This window comes from Cedecea sp. P7760, assembly GCF_013386425.1.
Lineage (GTDB): Bacteria > Pseudomonadota > Gammaproteobacteria > Enterobacterales > Enterobacteriaceae > Cedecea > Cedecea selenatireducens.
In genome coordinates, this window is the sequence record NZ_JACARU010000063.1 from 14,772 (window position 1) to 30,236 (window position 15,465).

Genomic DNA, 15,465 nt, shown 5'->3' on the forward strand with positions numbered 1-15,465 from the left:
CAGAAGGCCTGCGGTTTAGTTGATGAGTCGAGTTTTGAGATGATTATCTGAAGACGACGTCTGCCCAGCGGGCAAGCCCCTGGGTTACCGAGCCGAAGTCATCGCCTCCGGCAATCGGGATATTCGGCAACTGTTGGGCCAGAGCATGGCGCAGCAGCGGAGAACGTGCGCTGCCGCCGGTCAGGTAGATAACCTCGGGCCTGGCGTTGCTGTTTTCCATTGCCAGCGTGACCTGCTCCATGATGCGATGCAGCGGCTGGCTGATGGCGGTTTCCAGCGCCTGCTGGCTGATGTCGCAGCCCACTTCATGGGCAATAAACGGCAGCATGGTGGCAACCTGTTGGCTATTGGACAGCGCAATTTTGCTCTCTTCTGCCGCACGGACGAGACGATAGCTCAGGCGCTGACGCCAGACTTTTTGCAGGTAAGCTACTTTCTCCGGCTCACGCGCGTCGCGCACAAGCTCGTTAAGAGAGCGCCCGTTAGCCGTGCTGTAGAAGTCGTTCTGCGCCGGAACATCGTTAATCGCCACCGCGTTCCACCAGGGCAATACCGGCAGCGCGATGCCTTTCTCCGTCTGGCCGCCCATACCGAGCAGCGGCGCCAGCTGTTTGAAGGCCAGCATAATATCCAGGTCGTTACCGCCCACGCGGCAGCCGCTGTGGCCGAGCAGGCTTTGCTCCCGGTCACGGCGCTGGTGCCATTCTGGCCCCATCAGCAGCACCGAGCAGTCGGTGGTACCGCCGCCGATATCGACTACCAGCACCTGTTTTTCTTCCTGCAGCGTGGCTTCAAAATCAAGCCCTGCGGCAACAGGTTCAAACTGGAACACAACGTCGCGGAAGCCAGCGCGGTGCGCGGCGCGCTCCAGAATACCCTGAGCCTGCTGGTTGGCCTCTTCGCCGCCGAGCCCCTGGAAGTTAATCGGCCGGCCAATCACCGCCTGATCGATAGTCCCGGTAAGCTGGCTTTCTGCCTGCTTGCGAATGTGCAGCATCATGGCGCAGACCAGGTCTTCAAACAGCGCGACCTGCTGCGGCTTCAGGCCGGTGGCGCCCAGGAAGGACTTCGGCGATTTAACGAAGTAGACCTCTTCCGGATCTTCCATGTACTGGCTAAGCGAATTCAGACCGAACTTCACGCTGCCGGGCAGCACGTCGATATCTTCTTCGCGGTTAAAGCTCACCGCCCGGCGCAGCAGCGCCTGGGTTTCACTGCCCGTGGCCGGGACTTCATGGTGGCGGAAAAGCCACTCGCTTACCGCTTCACGCGTAGGCGCGCAAAGCATAGAAGGCAGCAGCGATGAACCGTTTTCCATCTCTAACAACTGTGGCTTACCGTCGCGCATAATGGCGACAGAACAGTTCGCCGTCCCGTAGTCAAAACCGATTTTCATTTTCTTTAATTATCCCCATGCCAGTGAGAAGGGGGGCGACTTTAGCCCAATGACGAGCCGCGGGCAACTGAATATCAAAGCAAGGCAGAAATCTGTATTTAGCGGTATGCTAAATGTGCAGCGTTGTTCGCCTAATGCCCTCATTCTCTTCAGGATTATTTATGTACACCCTTAGCTATCAACCGCCTTATGACTGGCCCTGGATCCTCGGTTTTTTACAGGGGCGTGCCGTTGAGGGCGTGGAAATTGTCACCGGGAATTGCTATCAGCGCAGCTTCGCGCTGGGTGAGCATGCCGGGCTGGTTACGCTTGAGCCAGATGAAGAAAATCTTTGCCTCAACGTGACGCTGAGCGACGGGCTGCTGCCTGTGGCAGAGGCGGTTTTGCAGCGCGTGAGAAACTTACTGGACCTGGACAGAGACCCGCAGCAGGTTCTGAGCAGCCTCGGGGAGCTGGCGGCTGCGCGTCCGGGCTTGCGCCTGCCGGGATGTATGGATCCCTTTGAGCAGGCTATCCGGGCGATCCTCGGGCAACTGGTGAGCGTGGCGATGGCGGCAAAGCTTACGGGCAAAGTGGCCAGAGCCTACGGCACGAAGCTTGAGGGGCAGGACGGCTGGTATCTGTTCCCGGATGCCGGGACGTTGGCGAATGGAGATATTCAACGGCTGAAGTCTCTGGGGATGTCGCTCAAACGGGCAGAGGCCATCGTGCATCTGGCTGGAGAGGTGACGAAGGGACAGTTCCCGCTACTCCTGCCGGAGGACGTTGAGCTGGGGGTGAAAACCTTAATTATGTTACCGGGAATCGGGCGCTGGACGGCGAACTACTTCGCCCTGCGCGGCTGGCAGGCCAGCGATGTTTTCCTGCCTGATGACTACCTGATTAAACGACGCTTTCCCGATATGACTACCGCAGAAATCCGCCGTTATGCCGAACGCTGGCAGCCGTGGCGGTCTTATGCGCTGCTGCATATCTGGTATAGCGACGGCTGGACTCCGGTCAGTTAATCCCGAAATAGCTGTTGTTCAGCAGCAGCTCCAGCGGCTGCGGCTGGACGATAGTTTCACCATAGATAAGATCCAGCCCGATGCCCGACAGCGTATCCATGACCAGCGGCATATCTGCCGGGCCAGCGATGGTTTGCAGCGCCATACGCTGGGCGTGACCGTGAACAATTGTCACCATCATTTCGTCCATCAGATTGCAGTGCACGTTGAGGATCAGGTCAGGGTCCAGCATCACGTAGTCAAACAGATGGTGGCTCAGGGTGTTAAACAGTTCCAGATCGCGCCCCACGTGGCTCAGCACCATGCGGCAACCGGCTTTACGCAGCCGCTTCAGGTTGGCATAAACACGTTGTGGTTCAGCCAGCAGGTCGCTGCTTTGAATGGTCAGATGCAGCAGGCGAGGCGGCATTCTGCTGGTGGAAAGCTGGTCTAGCAGCTCATTAACAAAAGTATCGCTGACCAGCCCGGCGCCGGACACCGGCAGCGCCACGCCAAAGCCTTTCCTCGCCACTTGCCCGGCAAATTTATCAAAGAACTCGCTAAATACGCGGCGATCCAGCGCGTGGTGCAGCGACGGGTCGGCCAGGCCTGCACGGAACGCCGGTTCGTTGATGACGTCACCTTCGCTGCCCCAGAAGCGCAGGGTGAGCAGATAGAAACAGGTGGACTCAGGGATACGCGGCGGCGCAATGGCCATCGCTATCATCAGGATCGGGTTGTCTTTGATAACCTGCCACTGCTCGTCGAGCGGCATGGTATCGCGCCCTTGTTCCATATAATGGCGGTGCGGTTCATACACGGTGACCTGGCCGCGGCCGTTATTTTTAGAGGCGTAGCAGGCAATATCGGCCTGTGAGAGCACTTCAGAGGCAATGGCATTATCGCCGTCAATATGCGTGATCCCCGCGCTCGCGCCGATGCGGTGCAGGCGGCCGTCCCACATGAAATGATAGTCGTTGATGCTGCGAATGATTCGCTCAGAGATATAGCGCGCGTTTTCGGTGGAGCAATCCGGCAGCAGCAGGCCAAACTCGTCCCCGCCGAGGCGGGCAAGGAAATCACCGGTTCGCAGCATGCTCAGCATCATGGCCGCCAGCTCCCGCAGCAGAGCATCGCCTGCGGCATGGCCAGCAGAGTCATTCACGGCCTTAAAACGATCGAGATCGATAAACACCAGCGCGTGATGCTGACGGTGCTCAATCGCGCCCTGCAGCAGACGCTTAAGGTGATTTTCAAAGCTTACCCGGTTCGCCAGATGCGTCAGGCTATCGTGCGAGGCGCTGTAGCTCAGCTGCTTGAGCATTTTCCGCGATTCAGTTACGTCCTGAATAACCAGCACCGAGCCAATACTCTGGCCGTCGAGCGTGGTGAGCGGCGTAATGGTGTAATGGATGTCGTAGCTGCCGCCGTTGCGGCAGTGCAGTACAACATCTTGCTCAATGGCGCTGCGGGAGAAATCGCCGCTGTGAATGTTTTCCATTACCGGGCCGTTATCGCCGAAAGTAATGCGCAGAATCGACAGGATGTGCTGCCCAATGGCCGCCTCCTGCGCCCAGCCGCTAAGTTTCTCGGCAATCGGGTTCATAAAGCTGACGTTCATGTCGACATCGGTACAGATAACCGCTTCACCGATAGAGTCCAGCGTGATGTGCAGCCGCTCTTTCTCTTGGTACAGCGCTTCGTTTAGCTGCTTGACCTCGGTCATGTCCATATTAATGCCGAGCAGCCTTTCCACGTCGCCGTTCTTATTCAGCACGCGGTTGGCCAGGGAGCGAATATGGCGTATGCCGTCCTTAACGTGGATACGGAATTCAAGCTTGAAGGGGAGGCGATTTTTTAACGACTCGCGAATGACCGCTTCCGAGTGCGCCAGATCTTCTTTCAGCAGGCTGTCCAGCCACAGCTGGTAGGTGGGTTTGGTGTGCGGCGGAACGTCATAAAGCTCGAACATTCGCTTATCCCAGCTAATGACATCGTTGGTCAGATCCCACTCCCAGATACCGATGCCGCCGGCCTCATTGGCAAGCGTAATGCGTTCCATCAGCCGCTTGTTAATCCACTCGGTGTGTTTCAGGTCGTTAATGTCTTCAATCTGGGCGATGTAATAGAGCGGGCTACCGTCCGTATGGCGCACGACGGAAACGGTGAGCATGGCCCACACGACATTCCCCGCGCTGGTGTAGTAGCGCTTTTCCATCGAATAGCTATTAATGCGGCCTGATGCCAGCTTGCTCAGGTGCTGGAGATCAAGGTTTAAATCCTCGGGCCAGGTGATTTGCTGGAAGGTGAGGTTGCGCAACTCTTCGCCGGAATAGCCCAGGAATTTACACAGGGACTTATTCACCTGCAGCCAGTTGCCTTCGGTTGACACCAGCGCCATCCCGATAGCCGAGTATTCCATGGCGTTACGAAAACGCGTTTCGCTCTCGGTGATGTGCTTGCGCTCTTTACGAGAGGAGTACATGACCATCGTAATCACGTTGGCCGGCAGCAGAATCAGCAGGAACGGCAGCCACGGCGCATATTCCAGCACGCGCGGGTGCGGGGTCACCATCGGGAACTTACCGATGGCTATCATCGCGGACACCATCATTAGCGTGGCCAGGAAGATAATAAAGGCTTCCAGGCGCGGCAGCCTGATAGCGCTCCACATCAGAATGACGATGATAAAGGTGAACGGCCACGGCAGATAAATTAATGAGAAATAGCTCAGCGCCAGGGTTACGGCAAACGTGGCGATGGTTTCAAACAGCAGGGACGCTTTACGGTGGCGCAGCAAATAATAAGGCTTGAACAACAGCCCTGCCGGCATCAGCGCCAGCGCACCGATGGACTCCGAGAGCATCCATATTAAGAAGGTTTTCAGCGCCGACGCGTCCACCGGTACCGGCAACATCGTGACCAGCAGGCCGCCGGCAAGTGGCGGGACGATTGCGCTGCAAATAGCCAGCTTTGCCCAGTTATTGAGGTTTTGTAAGGGGTTCTTTCGCGGTAAAAAACGGCGCAAAAGCACCGCGCCCAGCAGCGCTTCAACCAGGTTTATCGCAGTTAGCGTGACGTTCAGCCAGTTAAAGGGAAAAAGGGCGGAACTTGCCGCAATGCTGCCCAGCGCACAGGCTGCGGCAATTAACGGCCATTGGCGAATGGGAGTACGGAAAAACGCCGCCATGATTAACGCGGTGGTAAACCAGATAGGCACCAAATCGGTACCTTTTAGCGTCAACTCCATGGAATAGAGGGTAAAAATAAAGCTGAGTAACCCTAAGCCCACCAGCAGTATCAGCGAATGGAAGGCGGTTTCTGTTTGTCTGTTTTTTATAATCATTACCGCAAATCCGCTTAGACACTGCCGCCAGGAGCAATGCCCGGATGCATATAAATAAAGAATCGGTTTATGCTAGTACAAACAATTTACAATTCCTATGCTCGCTTGTCAGAATTTACCTACAGAGCGTCAGAAATTGCGTAGTCAAATCACGTAATTAAATAATTCCACTTTAACGGGGCTTCAGGGGATAACGCTCGGTCATGCCGTTGCCACTTTATCACGCACCCGCAGCGCAATTTCGCGATTGCAGCGGGTAAGAGGCTGGAATCAAACGGCGGTTGTCCCTATAATTGCGGCGTTTGACGCCTCCGCGTCGTCCTTCCAACACTTTTCGTATTCAGGCCGTAAATAATATGACCGATCAGTCTCATCAATGCGTCATCATCGGGATAGCCGGCGCATCGGCTTCAGGGAAAAGCCTCATTGCCAGCACGTTGTATCGTGAACTGCGCGAGCAAGTCGGCGATGAACACATTGGTGTCATTCCAGAAGACAGTTATTACAAAGATCAAAGCCATCTGTCGATGGAAGAGCGTGTAAAAACCAACTACGATCACCCGAGCGCAATGGATCACAACCTGCTTTTCCAGCATCTACAAACGCTGAAATCAGGGAACGCTATTGAGCTGCCGGTGTACAGCTACGTTGAGCATACCCGTACCGGCCAGACGGTTCATCTGGTGCCGAAGAAAGTTATCATTCTGGAAGGCATTCTGCTGCTGACCGATGCGCGCCTGCGCCAGGAAATGAACTTTTCTATCTTCGTTGATACGCCGCTGGACATCTGCCTGATGCGCCGCATGAAGCGCGACGTTAACGAGCGCGGGCGTTCAATGGATTCCGTGATGGCACAGTACCAGAAAACGGTACGCCCGATGTTCCTGCAGTTTATTGAACCTTCCAAGCAGTATGCCGACATTATCGTGCCGCGCGGCGGGAAAAACCGCATTGCCATCGATATCCTGAAAGCCAAAATCAGCCAGTTCTTTGAATAACACTCTTTGCGAGCGCGCGTAAGCCGCTCGCTTTTACGTTGAATCCCTCATCCATTGCTCATTGGCTATCGTCGGCGCTCTGTGGCAGTGTGTGTAAAATTGAGATTGATAAGGAGAATCTGCGATGCGCCTTTGCGATCGTGATATCGAAGCCTGGCTGGATGACGGCCGTTTAGCGATTACCCCTCGCCCTCCGGTTGAACGCATCAACGGCGCAACCGTAGACGTCCGCCTTGGCAATAAATTCCGCACCTTTAGCGGCCATACCGCGGCTTTTATCGATCTCAGCGGCCCTAAGGATGAAGTTTCCGAAGCGCTTGAACGCGTCATGAGCGACGAGATCGTGCTGGATGAAGGAGAAGCCTTCTTCTTACACCCGGGTGAGCTGGCGCTGGCGGTGACGCTGGAGTCCGTCACGCTGCCGGACGATCTGGTCGGCTGGCTCGATGGCCGTTCGTCGTTAGCCCGTCTTGGCCTGATGGTGCACGTGACCGCCCATCGAATCGATCCGGGCTGGCATGGCTGTATCGTCCTTGAGTTCTACAATTCAGGTAAGCTGCCGCTGGCGCTGCGTCCGGGCATGATGATTGGGGCGTTAAGCTTTGAGCCGCTTTCCGGGCCAGCCGCGCGGCCATATAACCGTCGGCAGGACGCAAAGTACCGCGATCAGCAGGGTGCGGTAGCAAGCCGTATCGATAAAGACTAAATCGTTGTGCATTGCTCGCCCTGCGGCGAGCGACATGGAGAATGCTATGAGACGACTTTTAACCACGTTGATGATTCTGCTGGTTGTGCTGATAGCCGGCCTGACCTCACTTGTGTTGTTGGTTAACCCTAACGACTTCCGTGGTTATATGGTTCGTCAGGTTGAGGCCCGTAGCGGCTATAGCCTTGAGCTCGAAGGGCCGCTGCGCTGGCACGTCTGGCCGCAGCTGAGTATTCTTTCCGGCCGTATGTCATTGACCGCGCCGGGCGCCAGCCAGCCGATGGTGAGCGCGGAAAATATGCGCCTTGACGTGGCGCTGATCCCACTGCTGTCTCATCAGCTCCAGGTTCGCCAGGTGATGCTGAAAGGCGCGGTAATTCAGCTGACGCCGGAGGCCGAAGCACAGCGTTCGAAAAATGCTCCGGTAGGCCCGAAAGGTACCGTGAGCGAACCCGACGCCGACCGCGGTTGGTCCTTTGACGTTTCGAAGCTCAAAGTGGTCGATAGCGTGCTGGTCTTCCAGCATATCAACGATGAGCAAATCACCGTCCGCAATATTAATCTGCAGATGGAACAGGACGATAAGCGTCAGGCGCATATTGAATTTAGCAGCCGCGTTAACCGCGATCAGCGTGATTTAGCACTTTCGTTAACCGCCGATGTGGACCTGAGCGACTACCCACAGCAGATAAACGCCACGCTGAGCCAGATTGATTACCAGCTTCACGGGGCGAGTCTCCCCGCGACCGGCATCAGCGGCACGGGTGCGCTGCAGCTCGGCTGGCGAAATGCCGATAACCAACTGTCTCTGAGCCAGATACAGGTCACCGCCAACGACAGCGATCTGCAGGGCAATCTCAGCGTGAAGCTGCAGAATAAGCCGCAGTGGACGGTAGAATTACAGTCTCACCTGCTGAACCTCGACAAGCTGGTGGCGAATTCTTCGGCCGCAGATAGCGGTATTAATCAACAGGCACAGCAGGCCCAGCAGCCAAGCCGCCCTGGCCCGGTGATAGCCGAAGAGCAGGGTGAGAAAAACTATCACAGCCTGCGTGATTTTAATGCCGCGGTGAATATCAAGGCCGGTGAAGTCCGCTGGCGTGGCCTGGGCTTCACCGACGTTCAGTCAGCGCTGCTGAACCAGGACGGCAAGCTCAGTATTAACCAGCTCAGCGGCAAGCTGGGGCAGGGCACGCTGTCGCTGCCGGGCTCTCTGGATGCCAGCGGCGATACGCCAGAGCTTGCTTTCCAGCCGCAGGTAAAAAATATTGAAATAGGCGATATTCTAACCGCCTTTGATTACCCGATCGCGCTGACCGGAAAACTGTCGATGAGCGGTAACTTCAGCGGTGAACGCCTGGATGCGGAAGATTTCCGCAGCGGCTGGCAAGGCGACGCTCAGCTTGAACTGGCGCACTCGCGGCTGCAGGGCATGAACTTCCAGCAGCTGATCCAACAGGCGGTCAGCCGCAGCAGCGAAGGTGTCGACGGGCAGCAAAACCTCGATAACTCCACCCCACTGGATCATTTCTCGACCTCGGCATCGCTGGATAACGGGCTTCTGACCTTGAACAATATGGTCGGTGAGTCCAGCGTATTGTCCCTGACCGGCAACGGCACGATGGATCTGGTGAAAGAAATCTGTGATACCCACTTTGCGATTAAAGTCAGAGACGGCTGGCAGGGTAGCAACAGCAAGCTGATTGAAGCGCTGAAAACAACGGCCGTTCCGCTGCGCGTTTATGGGCCCTGGCAGGAGCTAAATTACACGCTGCAGGTCGATCAGGCTCTGCGTAAGCAGCTGCAGGATGAAGCTAAGCGCCGACTCAACGACTGGCTGGATAAGAATAAAGACAGTGACAAAGCGAAAGACGCTAAGCAGCTGATGAATAAACTCTAACGAGCAGGCTGCAATAAAAAAACCGGCATTTGCCGGTTTTTTTATACCTCTGTTTTATACCTCGTAATCCAGCAGGCTCTCTTCCTGCAGACGCGGCACTATCTGTACTTTATTCACCCTGTGGTTTACCACCTCGAGCGTCTTAAGCAAATAATTGCCCACCTCAACGGTTTCACCCTCGGCAGGCACGTGCTGTAAATGCTCCATCAGCAGCCCGGCAATGGTGTGGTATTCACGCTTATCGTCCAGGGGCAGGGCGATATACTGCACCAGATCGTCCAGCGGCATGTGGCCGTTCGCCGTCCAGCTGCCGTCCGCATTTTTCTGGATATCATGGCGGGCATCAATCTCTTCCACTTCATTTGGTAGATTGCCGGCAATGGTTTCCATCACGTCGCTGAGCGTCACGATCCCTTCTACCGAGCCAAATTCGTCCACTACAAAGGCAAAATGGGTGCGCGCGTTGCGGAACTGTTCCAGCGCCTGCAGCAGCTGCAAGGCTTCGGGGAAGACCAGCGGCTGGCGAATCAGCGGCGCAATGTCCAGGGCTTCACCGTGCAGAGACTGCTGCAGCAAATCGATGACGTGTACCACGCCGAGGATCTCTTCCCCGTCATCGGTCACCACAATGCGTGTGTGCTTGTTTTTGTCCAGCAGCTCCCGAATCTGCTCTTCCGGCGCGGCGATGTTCAGGTGCTCCACATCGTGACGGGAAGTCATGATGCTGCTGACGCTGCGCTGATTCAGGTGCAGCACGCGTTCGATCATGCGCGTCTCCTGCGGGTTGAAAATATCGCTGTCTATGCCGCTGTCGGCTATCAGTGACGCGGTTTGGGCGTCCAGCTCGGCTTCTTCTTTTTTACCGTTCAGCAGCCGCAGTACGGCCTCGGCGGTGCGCTCGCGCAGCGACTGATTGGCAGAAAGAAAGCGTCGACGGTTAAAAATAGCCAGCTGATTCAGCGATTCAATCATTACCGAGAAACCGATAGCCGCGTAGAGATAACCCTTTGGAATCTGATAGCCAAAGCCGTCGGCCACCAGGCTAAAACCAATCATTAGCAGGAAACTCAGGCACAAAATGACGATGGTCGGGTGGCTGTTGACAAACTTCGTCAGCGACTTGCTGGCCAGCACCATCAGCCCGATGGCAATAATGACCGCGGTCATCATGACCGCAAGATGGTCGACCATGCCGACGGCGGTGACGACCGAATCCAGGGAAAACACGGCATCCAGGATAACAATTTGCGCCACCACGGGCCAGAATCTGGCGCCTCGCTTTTGCGTGTGTTGTTCGCTGTCCTTACCTTCCAGCCGCTCATTCAGCTCCATGGTGGCCTTAAACAGCAGGAACAGGCCGCCCAACAGCATAATCAGGTCCCTGGCGCTGAAGCTGAACTCGTGGAGAGTAAAGAGTGGCCGGGTGAGGGTCACCAGCCATGAAATCGAGGCCAGCAGCAGCAAGCGCATGATCATCGCCAGCAGCAGTCCCGTTACGCGAGCGCGGTCGCGAAGTTTGGGGGGCAGTTTTTCGGCGAGGATAGCAATGAAAACGAGGTTATCAATGCCCAGAACCAGTTCGAGAACGACCAGGGTAACTAACCCGGCCCAGATTGAGGGGTCGGCAATCCATTCCATACGGGGTTTACAGCCTTTTTAACTTGCGGGCAAATGCCACACTGAAATGATGGATAATTGTCTAAAAAAAAGCAACGTTTGCCTGAGATTAATCCGTAATGGCTTATATTCTTGTCAGCATGAAGCGAAATATCCCATTGGTTATTGTGGTTAATAATTAAAGAGGTGCTTTGATTTTGTATTTTATTAATGAATCAACCACTATGAGATAGTTCTGCATATTCTTAGGGCGATTGTCTGATTAATTTTGCTGTCAATATAAAGAAATTCCTAAAATATTATTATTGCGTGGTTCATATTATTCTTAAAAGTCCGGTTACTGCCTTTTGTCTCCTTGCCTGCTGAGTTTTAAGCTGCAACAATCCTTATCGATGATTAGCAATGAATGTGTTTTTTATACATTGGTTAATAGTTCGCCCCAGCATTTTCATAAATCTGATGGTCTGATTTCAATATCTTAATGGATATTTGAATTCGCCCGACCATGAGTATTGTTTACCATTTTCAGTAGGTTGGTGACTGTGAGCCAGGGGCGGTAGCGTGCCCGGATGCGGCCAGACAACAGCAAGTCATGGAGTCATCAGAATGTCGGGAAATAAGCTTATTTTAGGAATAATGCCAATTATCTCGCTCTCTGAATATGTTCAATTCTGTACTTCATCCTCACGGCTAATTGCTTGCTTGTTTTATTCGCTCAGGATAATTACTCTGCCATAGTGATAAATATTCAATGATAAAATACAAACTTAAGTTGATGCCTTTATTGGTGTCAGTCACCCTGATGAGCGGCTGCACGGTATTTCCCGGCAGCAATATGTCGACATCGGGAAAGGACGTCATCAAACAACAGGATGCCGATTTCGACCTCGATAGAATGGTCAATGTCTATCCATTAACGCCTCGTCTGGTGGAACAGCTGCGGCCGCGTCCGGTCGTCGCCCAGCCGAATGCCGGGCTGGACAAAGATATCGCTAATTACGAGTATCGCGTCGGGCCGGGGGATGTTTTAAACGTCACGGTCTGGGACCATCCGGAATTAACCACGCCGGCGGGCCAGTATCGTAGCTCGAGCGACGCCGGTAACTGGGTGCAGCCTGATGGCACCATGTTCTACCCCTACGTAGGAAAGGTCAGCGTAACCGGCAAAACGCTGGCAGAAATTCGCGGCGATATTACCAGTCGCCTTGCGCAGTACATTGCCCAGCCGCAGGTGGACGTGAATATCGCTGCCTTCCGTTCGCAAAAGGCCTATGTTTCCGGGCAGGTCAATAAGTCCGGACAGCAGCCCATCACCAACGTCCCGCTGACTATTCTTGACGCCATCAACGCGGCGGGCGGTTTAACCGATGCGGCAGACTGGCGCAACGTCGTGCTGACCCACAAAGGGCAGGAAAAACGTATTTCCCTGCAGGCGCTGATGCAAAACGGCGACCTGAGCCAAAACCATCTGCTTTACCCCGGCGACATCCTCTTTGTTCCGCGAAATGACGATCTGAAAGTGTTTGTCATGGGCGAAGTGAAGAAACAGGCCACGCTCAAAATGGACTTCAGCGGCATGACGCTGACCGAAGCGTTGGGCCAGGCCGAAGGTATCGATCTCACGTCTTCGAACGCCAGCGGCATCTTCGTTATTCGTCCGCTCAAAGGTCAGACTCAGCAAAACGGCAAGATTGCCAATATTTATCAGCTTGATATGTCCGACGCGACTTCGCTGGTGATGGGCACCGAGTTCCAGCTGCAGCCTTATGACGTGGTGTACGTGACCACCGCACCAGTTTCCCGCTGGAATCGCCTGATCAACCAGCTTCTGCCAACCATCAGCGGCGTTCGCTACATGACCGATACCGCCAAAGATATCCACACCTGGTAACGCGCTATGTTCAACAAAATACTTGTGGTTTGCGTGGGGAACATCTGCCGTTCCCCCACGGCTGAACGTCTGCTCAAACGCTACCATCCGGAACTTAGCGTCAGCTCTGCGGGGCTGGGTGCGTTGGTAGGGAAGGGCGCCGATGCCGGTGCCGTTGAAGTCGCCGGGCGGCACGACCTTTCTCTGGAAGGGCATTTAGCCCGGCAGGTTTCCGGGCGCCTGTGCCGGGAGCATGACCTGATTCTGGCGATGGAAAAACGCCACATCACCACGCTTTGCGAAATGGCGCCAGAGATGCGCGGCAAAGTGATGCTGTTTGGCCATTGGGATGCAGAGAGAGAAATTCCCGATCCCTACCGCAAAAGCCGCGATGCCTTCGAAGCGGTCTACAGCATGCTCGACCTTTCTGCCCAAAAGTGGGCTAACGCACTTAACGCTCATCAGGGATAACAATGACAGAGAAAGTACGCCGTTCGAGCGCCCCGACCGAGGGCAATGACGAAATTGATATCGGCCGTTTGTTTGGCACCGTGCTGGAGGCTCGCTGGTGGGTTATCGGTATCACCGGCCTGTTCGCGGCGCTGGCCGTGGTCTATGCGCTGTTCGCGACGCCGGTGTATAAGGCCGACGCGCTGGTGCAAATCGAACAAAATGCCGGTAACACGCTGGTGAATGACATCAGCTCCGCGCTGAGCAATAAGCCCCCGGCGTCTGCCGCAGAAATTCAGCTGATTCAGTCTCGCCTGGTGCTGGGTAAAACCGTGGACGATCTGAACCTGGATATTTCGGTGAGCAAGAACACCTTCTGGCTGTTCGGGGCCGGCTGGGACCGGCTGCAGGGGCATCAGAACGACACGGTTAACGTCACCACTTTCACCCTCCCGGCGGGAATGAACAAAGACACCTTTACCGTTGAAGTCCTGAACGACAAACAGTATCAGCTAACCAGCGACAATGGTTTTAGCGCCAAAGGTGAAGTGGGCAAGCCGCTGAGCAAAGGCGGCGTCACGATGCAGGTTGACGGCATCAAGGCCCAGCCGGGTGATAATTTCACCGTGGTGAAGTACTCCACGCTCGGTATGATCAACCAGCTTCTGGGCAACCTGACGGTGACCGAAAACGGGAAAGATACCGGCGTGCTTAGCCTGTCTTATACCGGGGAAGATAAAGATCAGATCCGCGCGATTCTGGACAGCATCACCCGTAACTATCTTGCTCAGAACGTGCAGCGTAAATCTGAAGAAGCTTCCAGAAGCCTGAAATTCCTGGCCGAGCAGCTGCCGGAAGTTCGCCACAATCTGGATTCGGCTGAAAACAAACTCAACGCTTATCGCCAGCGCCAGGATTCGGTGGACTTGTCCCTCGAGGCGAAATCGCTGCTGGACTCCGTGGTGAATATTGACTCTCAGCTGAATCAGCTGACCTTCAAAGAAGCGGAAATTTCCAAGCTGTATACCAAAGTTCACCCATCATATCGCACGCTGCTGGAGCAGCGCAGAACGCTTGAAGACCAGAAAGCTCGCCTGACCAACAGCATCGCTGCGATGCCAAAAACCCAGCAGGAAATTGTGCGCCTGACCCGCGACGTGGAATCCGGGCAGCAGGTTTACATGCAGCTGTTAAACAAGCAGCAGGAGCTGAAAATTACCGAGGCCAGCACGGTGGGTGACGTCCGCATCGTTGACCCGGCGATTACGCAGCCGGGCATGGTGAAGCCACAGCGCGCTCTGGTGGTACTGGGCAGCATCATTCTGGGCCTTATCGTTTCGATTATTGGCGTGCTGCTTCGTTCGCTGTTTAAGGGCGGGATTGAAAGCCCGGCGGCGCTGGAAGAGGCGGGGCTTAGCGTCTACGCCAGCATTCCTCTTTCCGAGTGGCAGAAAACCCGCGACCAGGCCAACCTGCGGAATGCGAAAGGCACCAAACGCTTTAAGCAAAGTCAGCTGCTGGCGGTCGGGAACCCAACTGACCTGGCTATTGAGGCCATCCGCAGCCTGCGCACCAGCCTGCACTTCGCCATGATGCAGGCCTCCAACAACGTCCTGATGCTCACCGGGGTTAGCCCGTCAATCGGTAAAACTTTTGTATGTGCCAACCTGGCGGCGGTGATTAGCCAGACCAACAAGCGCGTGCTGCTGATGGACTGCGATATGCGCAAAGGTTATACCCACGAACTGCTGGGGACGACCAACGTGAACGGCCTGTCCGACGTGCTTTCAGGGCAGGGAGACATCACCCGTTGTGCGCAGAAAACCTCCGTGCCGAATTTTGACCTTATCCCGCGTGGGCAGGTTCCGGCCAACCCGTCAGAGCTGCTGATGAACGAACGCTTCGCCCAGTTGGTGAAGTGGGCCAGCGAAAATTATGACCTGGTGCTGATTGATACCCCGCCAATCCTTGCCGTCACGGACGCGGCGATTGTTGGCCGGCATGCTGGCACCACGCTGATGGTGGCACGTTATGCGGTGAACACGCTGAAAGAGGTGGAGACCAGCCTGAGCCGCTTCGAGCAAAACGGCATTGCGGTGCGCGGCGTTATCCTTAACTCGATCTTCCGCCGGGCTACCGGCTACCAGGATTACGGCTACTACGAATACGAATATAAGTCGGATGCTAAATAAGGTG

Annotated in this window: 10 protein-coding genes; 7 read left to right on the forward strand and 3 right to left on the reverse strand. The window is 55.2% G+C overall.

Features of this window, described 5'->3' with window-relative positions; genetic code table 11:
- Positions 1-43: 43 nt before the first annotated feature.
- A complete protein-coding gene (gene yegD / locus HX778_RS19910; RefSeq protein WP_176982848.1) occupies positions 44-1,396 on the reverse strand; it encodes a molecular chaperone in 1,353 nt (450 codons plus the stop codon).
- Positions 1,397-1,557: 161 nt separating this feature from the next.
- Between yegD and alkA the strand changes: the two genes are divergently transcribed.
- Entirely contained in the window at positions 1,558-2,403 is an 846-nt protein-coding gene (gene alkA / locus HX778_RS19915) for a DNA-3-methyladenine glycosylase 2 (protein WP_176982849.1), read from the forward strand.
- Here the strand turns inward: alkA and HX778_RS19920 are convergent.
- Positions 2,396-5,728, reverse strand: coding sequence for a diguanylate cyclase (locus HX778_RS19920; RefSeq protein WP_176982850.1), 3,333 nt, complete (start codon positions 5,726-5,728; stop codon positions 2,396-2,398). The two genes, alkA and HX778_RS19920, sit on opposite strands and share 8 nt — an antisense overlap.
- A gap of 356 nt (positions 5,729-6,084) precedes the next feature.
- Here HX778_RS19920 and udk point away from each other — a divergent pair, with 356 nt between their 5' ends.
- From udk to asmA, 3 genes are all read left to right on the forward strand, one after another.
- The gene (gene udk, locus HX778_RS19925; RefSeq protein ID WP_038483361.1) at positions 6,085-6,726 is read left to right on the forward strand and encodes a uridine kinase; all 642 of its coding nucleotides are present in this window, start codon (positions 6,085-6,087) and stop codon (positions 6,724-6,726) included.
- Positions 6,727-6,850: 124 nt separating this feature from the next.
- Positions 6,851-7,432 (forward strand): dCTP deaminase, encoded by a 582-nt coding sequence (gene dcd / locus HX778_RS19930; protein ID WP_038481220.1) that lies wholly within the window; start codon positions 6,851-6,853, stop codon positions 7,430-7,432.
- A 46-nt stretch (positions 7,433-7,478) separates the two neighbouring features.
- Positions 7,479-9,332 (forward strand): outer membrane assembly protein AsmA, encoded by a 1,854-nt coding sequence (gene asmA / locus HX778_RS19935; protein ID WP_176982851.1) that lies wholly within the window; start codon positions 7,479-7,481, stop codon positions 9,330-9,332.
- Positions 9,333-9,386: 54 nt separating this feature from the next.
- Here the strand turns inward: asmA and HX778_RS19940 are convergent, their stop codons facing one another.
- Positions 9,387-10,970: a TerC family protein gene (locus HX778_RS19940; RefSeq protein WP_038481226.1), complete on the reverse strand. Its 1,584-nt coding sequence runs from the start codon at positions 10,968-10,970 to the stop codon at positions 9,387-9,389.
- Between the two features lie 730 nt (positions 10,971-11,700).
- Between HX778_RS19940 and HX778_RS19945 the strand changes: the two genes are divergently transcribed.
- From HX778_RS19945 to wzc, 3 genes are read left to right on the forward strand one after another with little or no spacing between them, the layout of a single operon-like run.
- On the forward strand, positions 11,701-12,840 hold the full coding sequence (locus tag HX778_RS19945) for a polysaccharide export protein (RefSeq protein WP_176982852.1): 1,140 nt from the start codon (positions 11,701-11,703) through the stop codon (positions 12,838-12,840).
- Between the two features lie 6 nt (positions 12,841-12,846).
- The gene (gene wzb, locus HX778_RS19950) at positions 12,847-13,290 is read left to right on the forward strand and encodes a low molecular weight protein-tyrosine-phosphatase Wzb (protein ID WP_038481233.1); all 444 of its coding nucleotides are present in this window, start codon (positions 12,847-12,849) and stop codon (positions 13,288-13,290) included.
- 2 nt (positions 13,291-13,292) lie between these two features.
- Complete coding sequence (gene wzc, locus HX778_RS19955; protein WP_038481236.1) at positions 13,293-15,461, forward strand: tyrosine-protein kinase Wzc; 2,169 nt, start codon at positions 13,293-13,295, stop codon at positions 15,459-15,461.
- Positions 15,462-15,465 lie beyond the last annotated feature (4 nt).

Coding starts and splice junctions, on each gene's coding strand:
- HX778_RS19920 (WP_176982850.1), bottom strand. CDS start 5,728: ATGATTATAAAAAACAGACAAACAGAAACCGCCTTCCATTCGCTGATA.
- HX778_RS19945 (WP_176982852.1), top strand. CDS start 11,701: ATGATAAAATACAAACTTAAGTTGATGCCTTTATTGGTGTCAGTCACC.
- alkA (WP_176982849.1), top strand. CDS start 1,558: ATGTACACCCTTAGCTATCAACCGCCTTATGACTGGCCCTGGATCCTC.
- wzb (WP_038481233.1), top strand. CDS start 12,847: ATGTTCAACAAAATACTTGTGGTTTGCGTGGGGAACATCTGCCGTTCC.
- asmA (WP_176982851.1), top strand. CDS start 7,479: ATGAGACGACTTTTAACCACGTTGATGATTCTGCTGGTTGTGCTGATA.
- udk (WP_038483361.1), top strand. CDS start 6,085: ATGACCGATCAGTCTCATCAATGCGTCATCATCGGGATAGCCGGCGCA.
- HX778_RS19940 (WP_038481226.1), bottom strand. CDS start 10,970: ATGGAATGGATTGCCGACCCCTCAATCTGGGCCGGGTTAGTTACCCTG.
- dcd (WP_038481220.1), top strand. CDS start 6,851: ATGCGCCTTTGCGATCGTGATATCGAAGCCTGGCTGGATGACGGCCGT.
- wzc (WP_038481236.1), top strand. CDS start 13,293: ATGACAGAGAAAGTACGCCGTTCGAGCGCCCCGACCGAGGGCAATGAC.
- yegD (WP_176982848.1), bottom strand. CDS start 1,396: ATGAAAATCGGTTTTGACTACGGGACGGCGAACTGTTCTGTCGCCATT.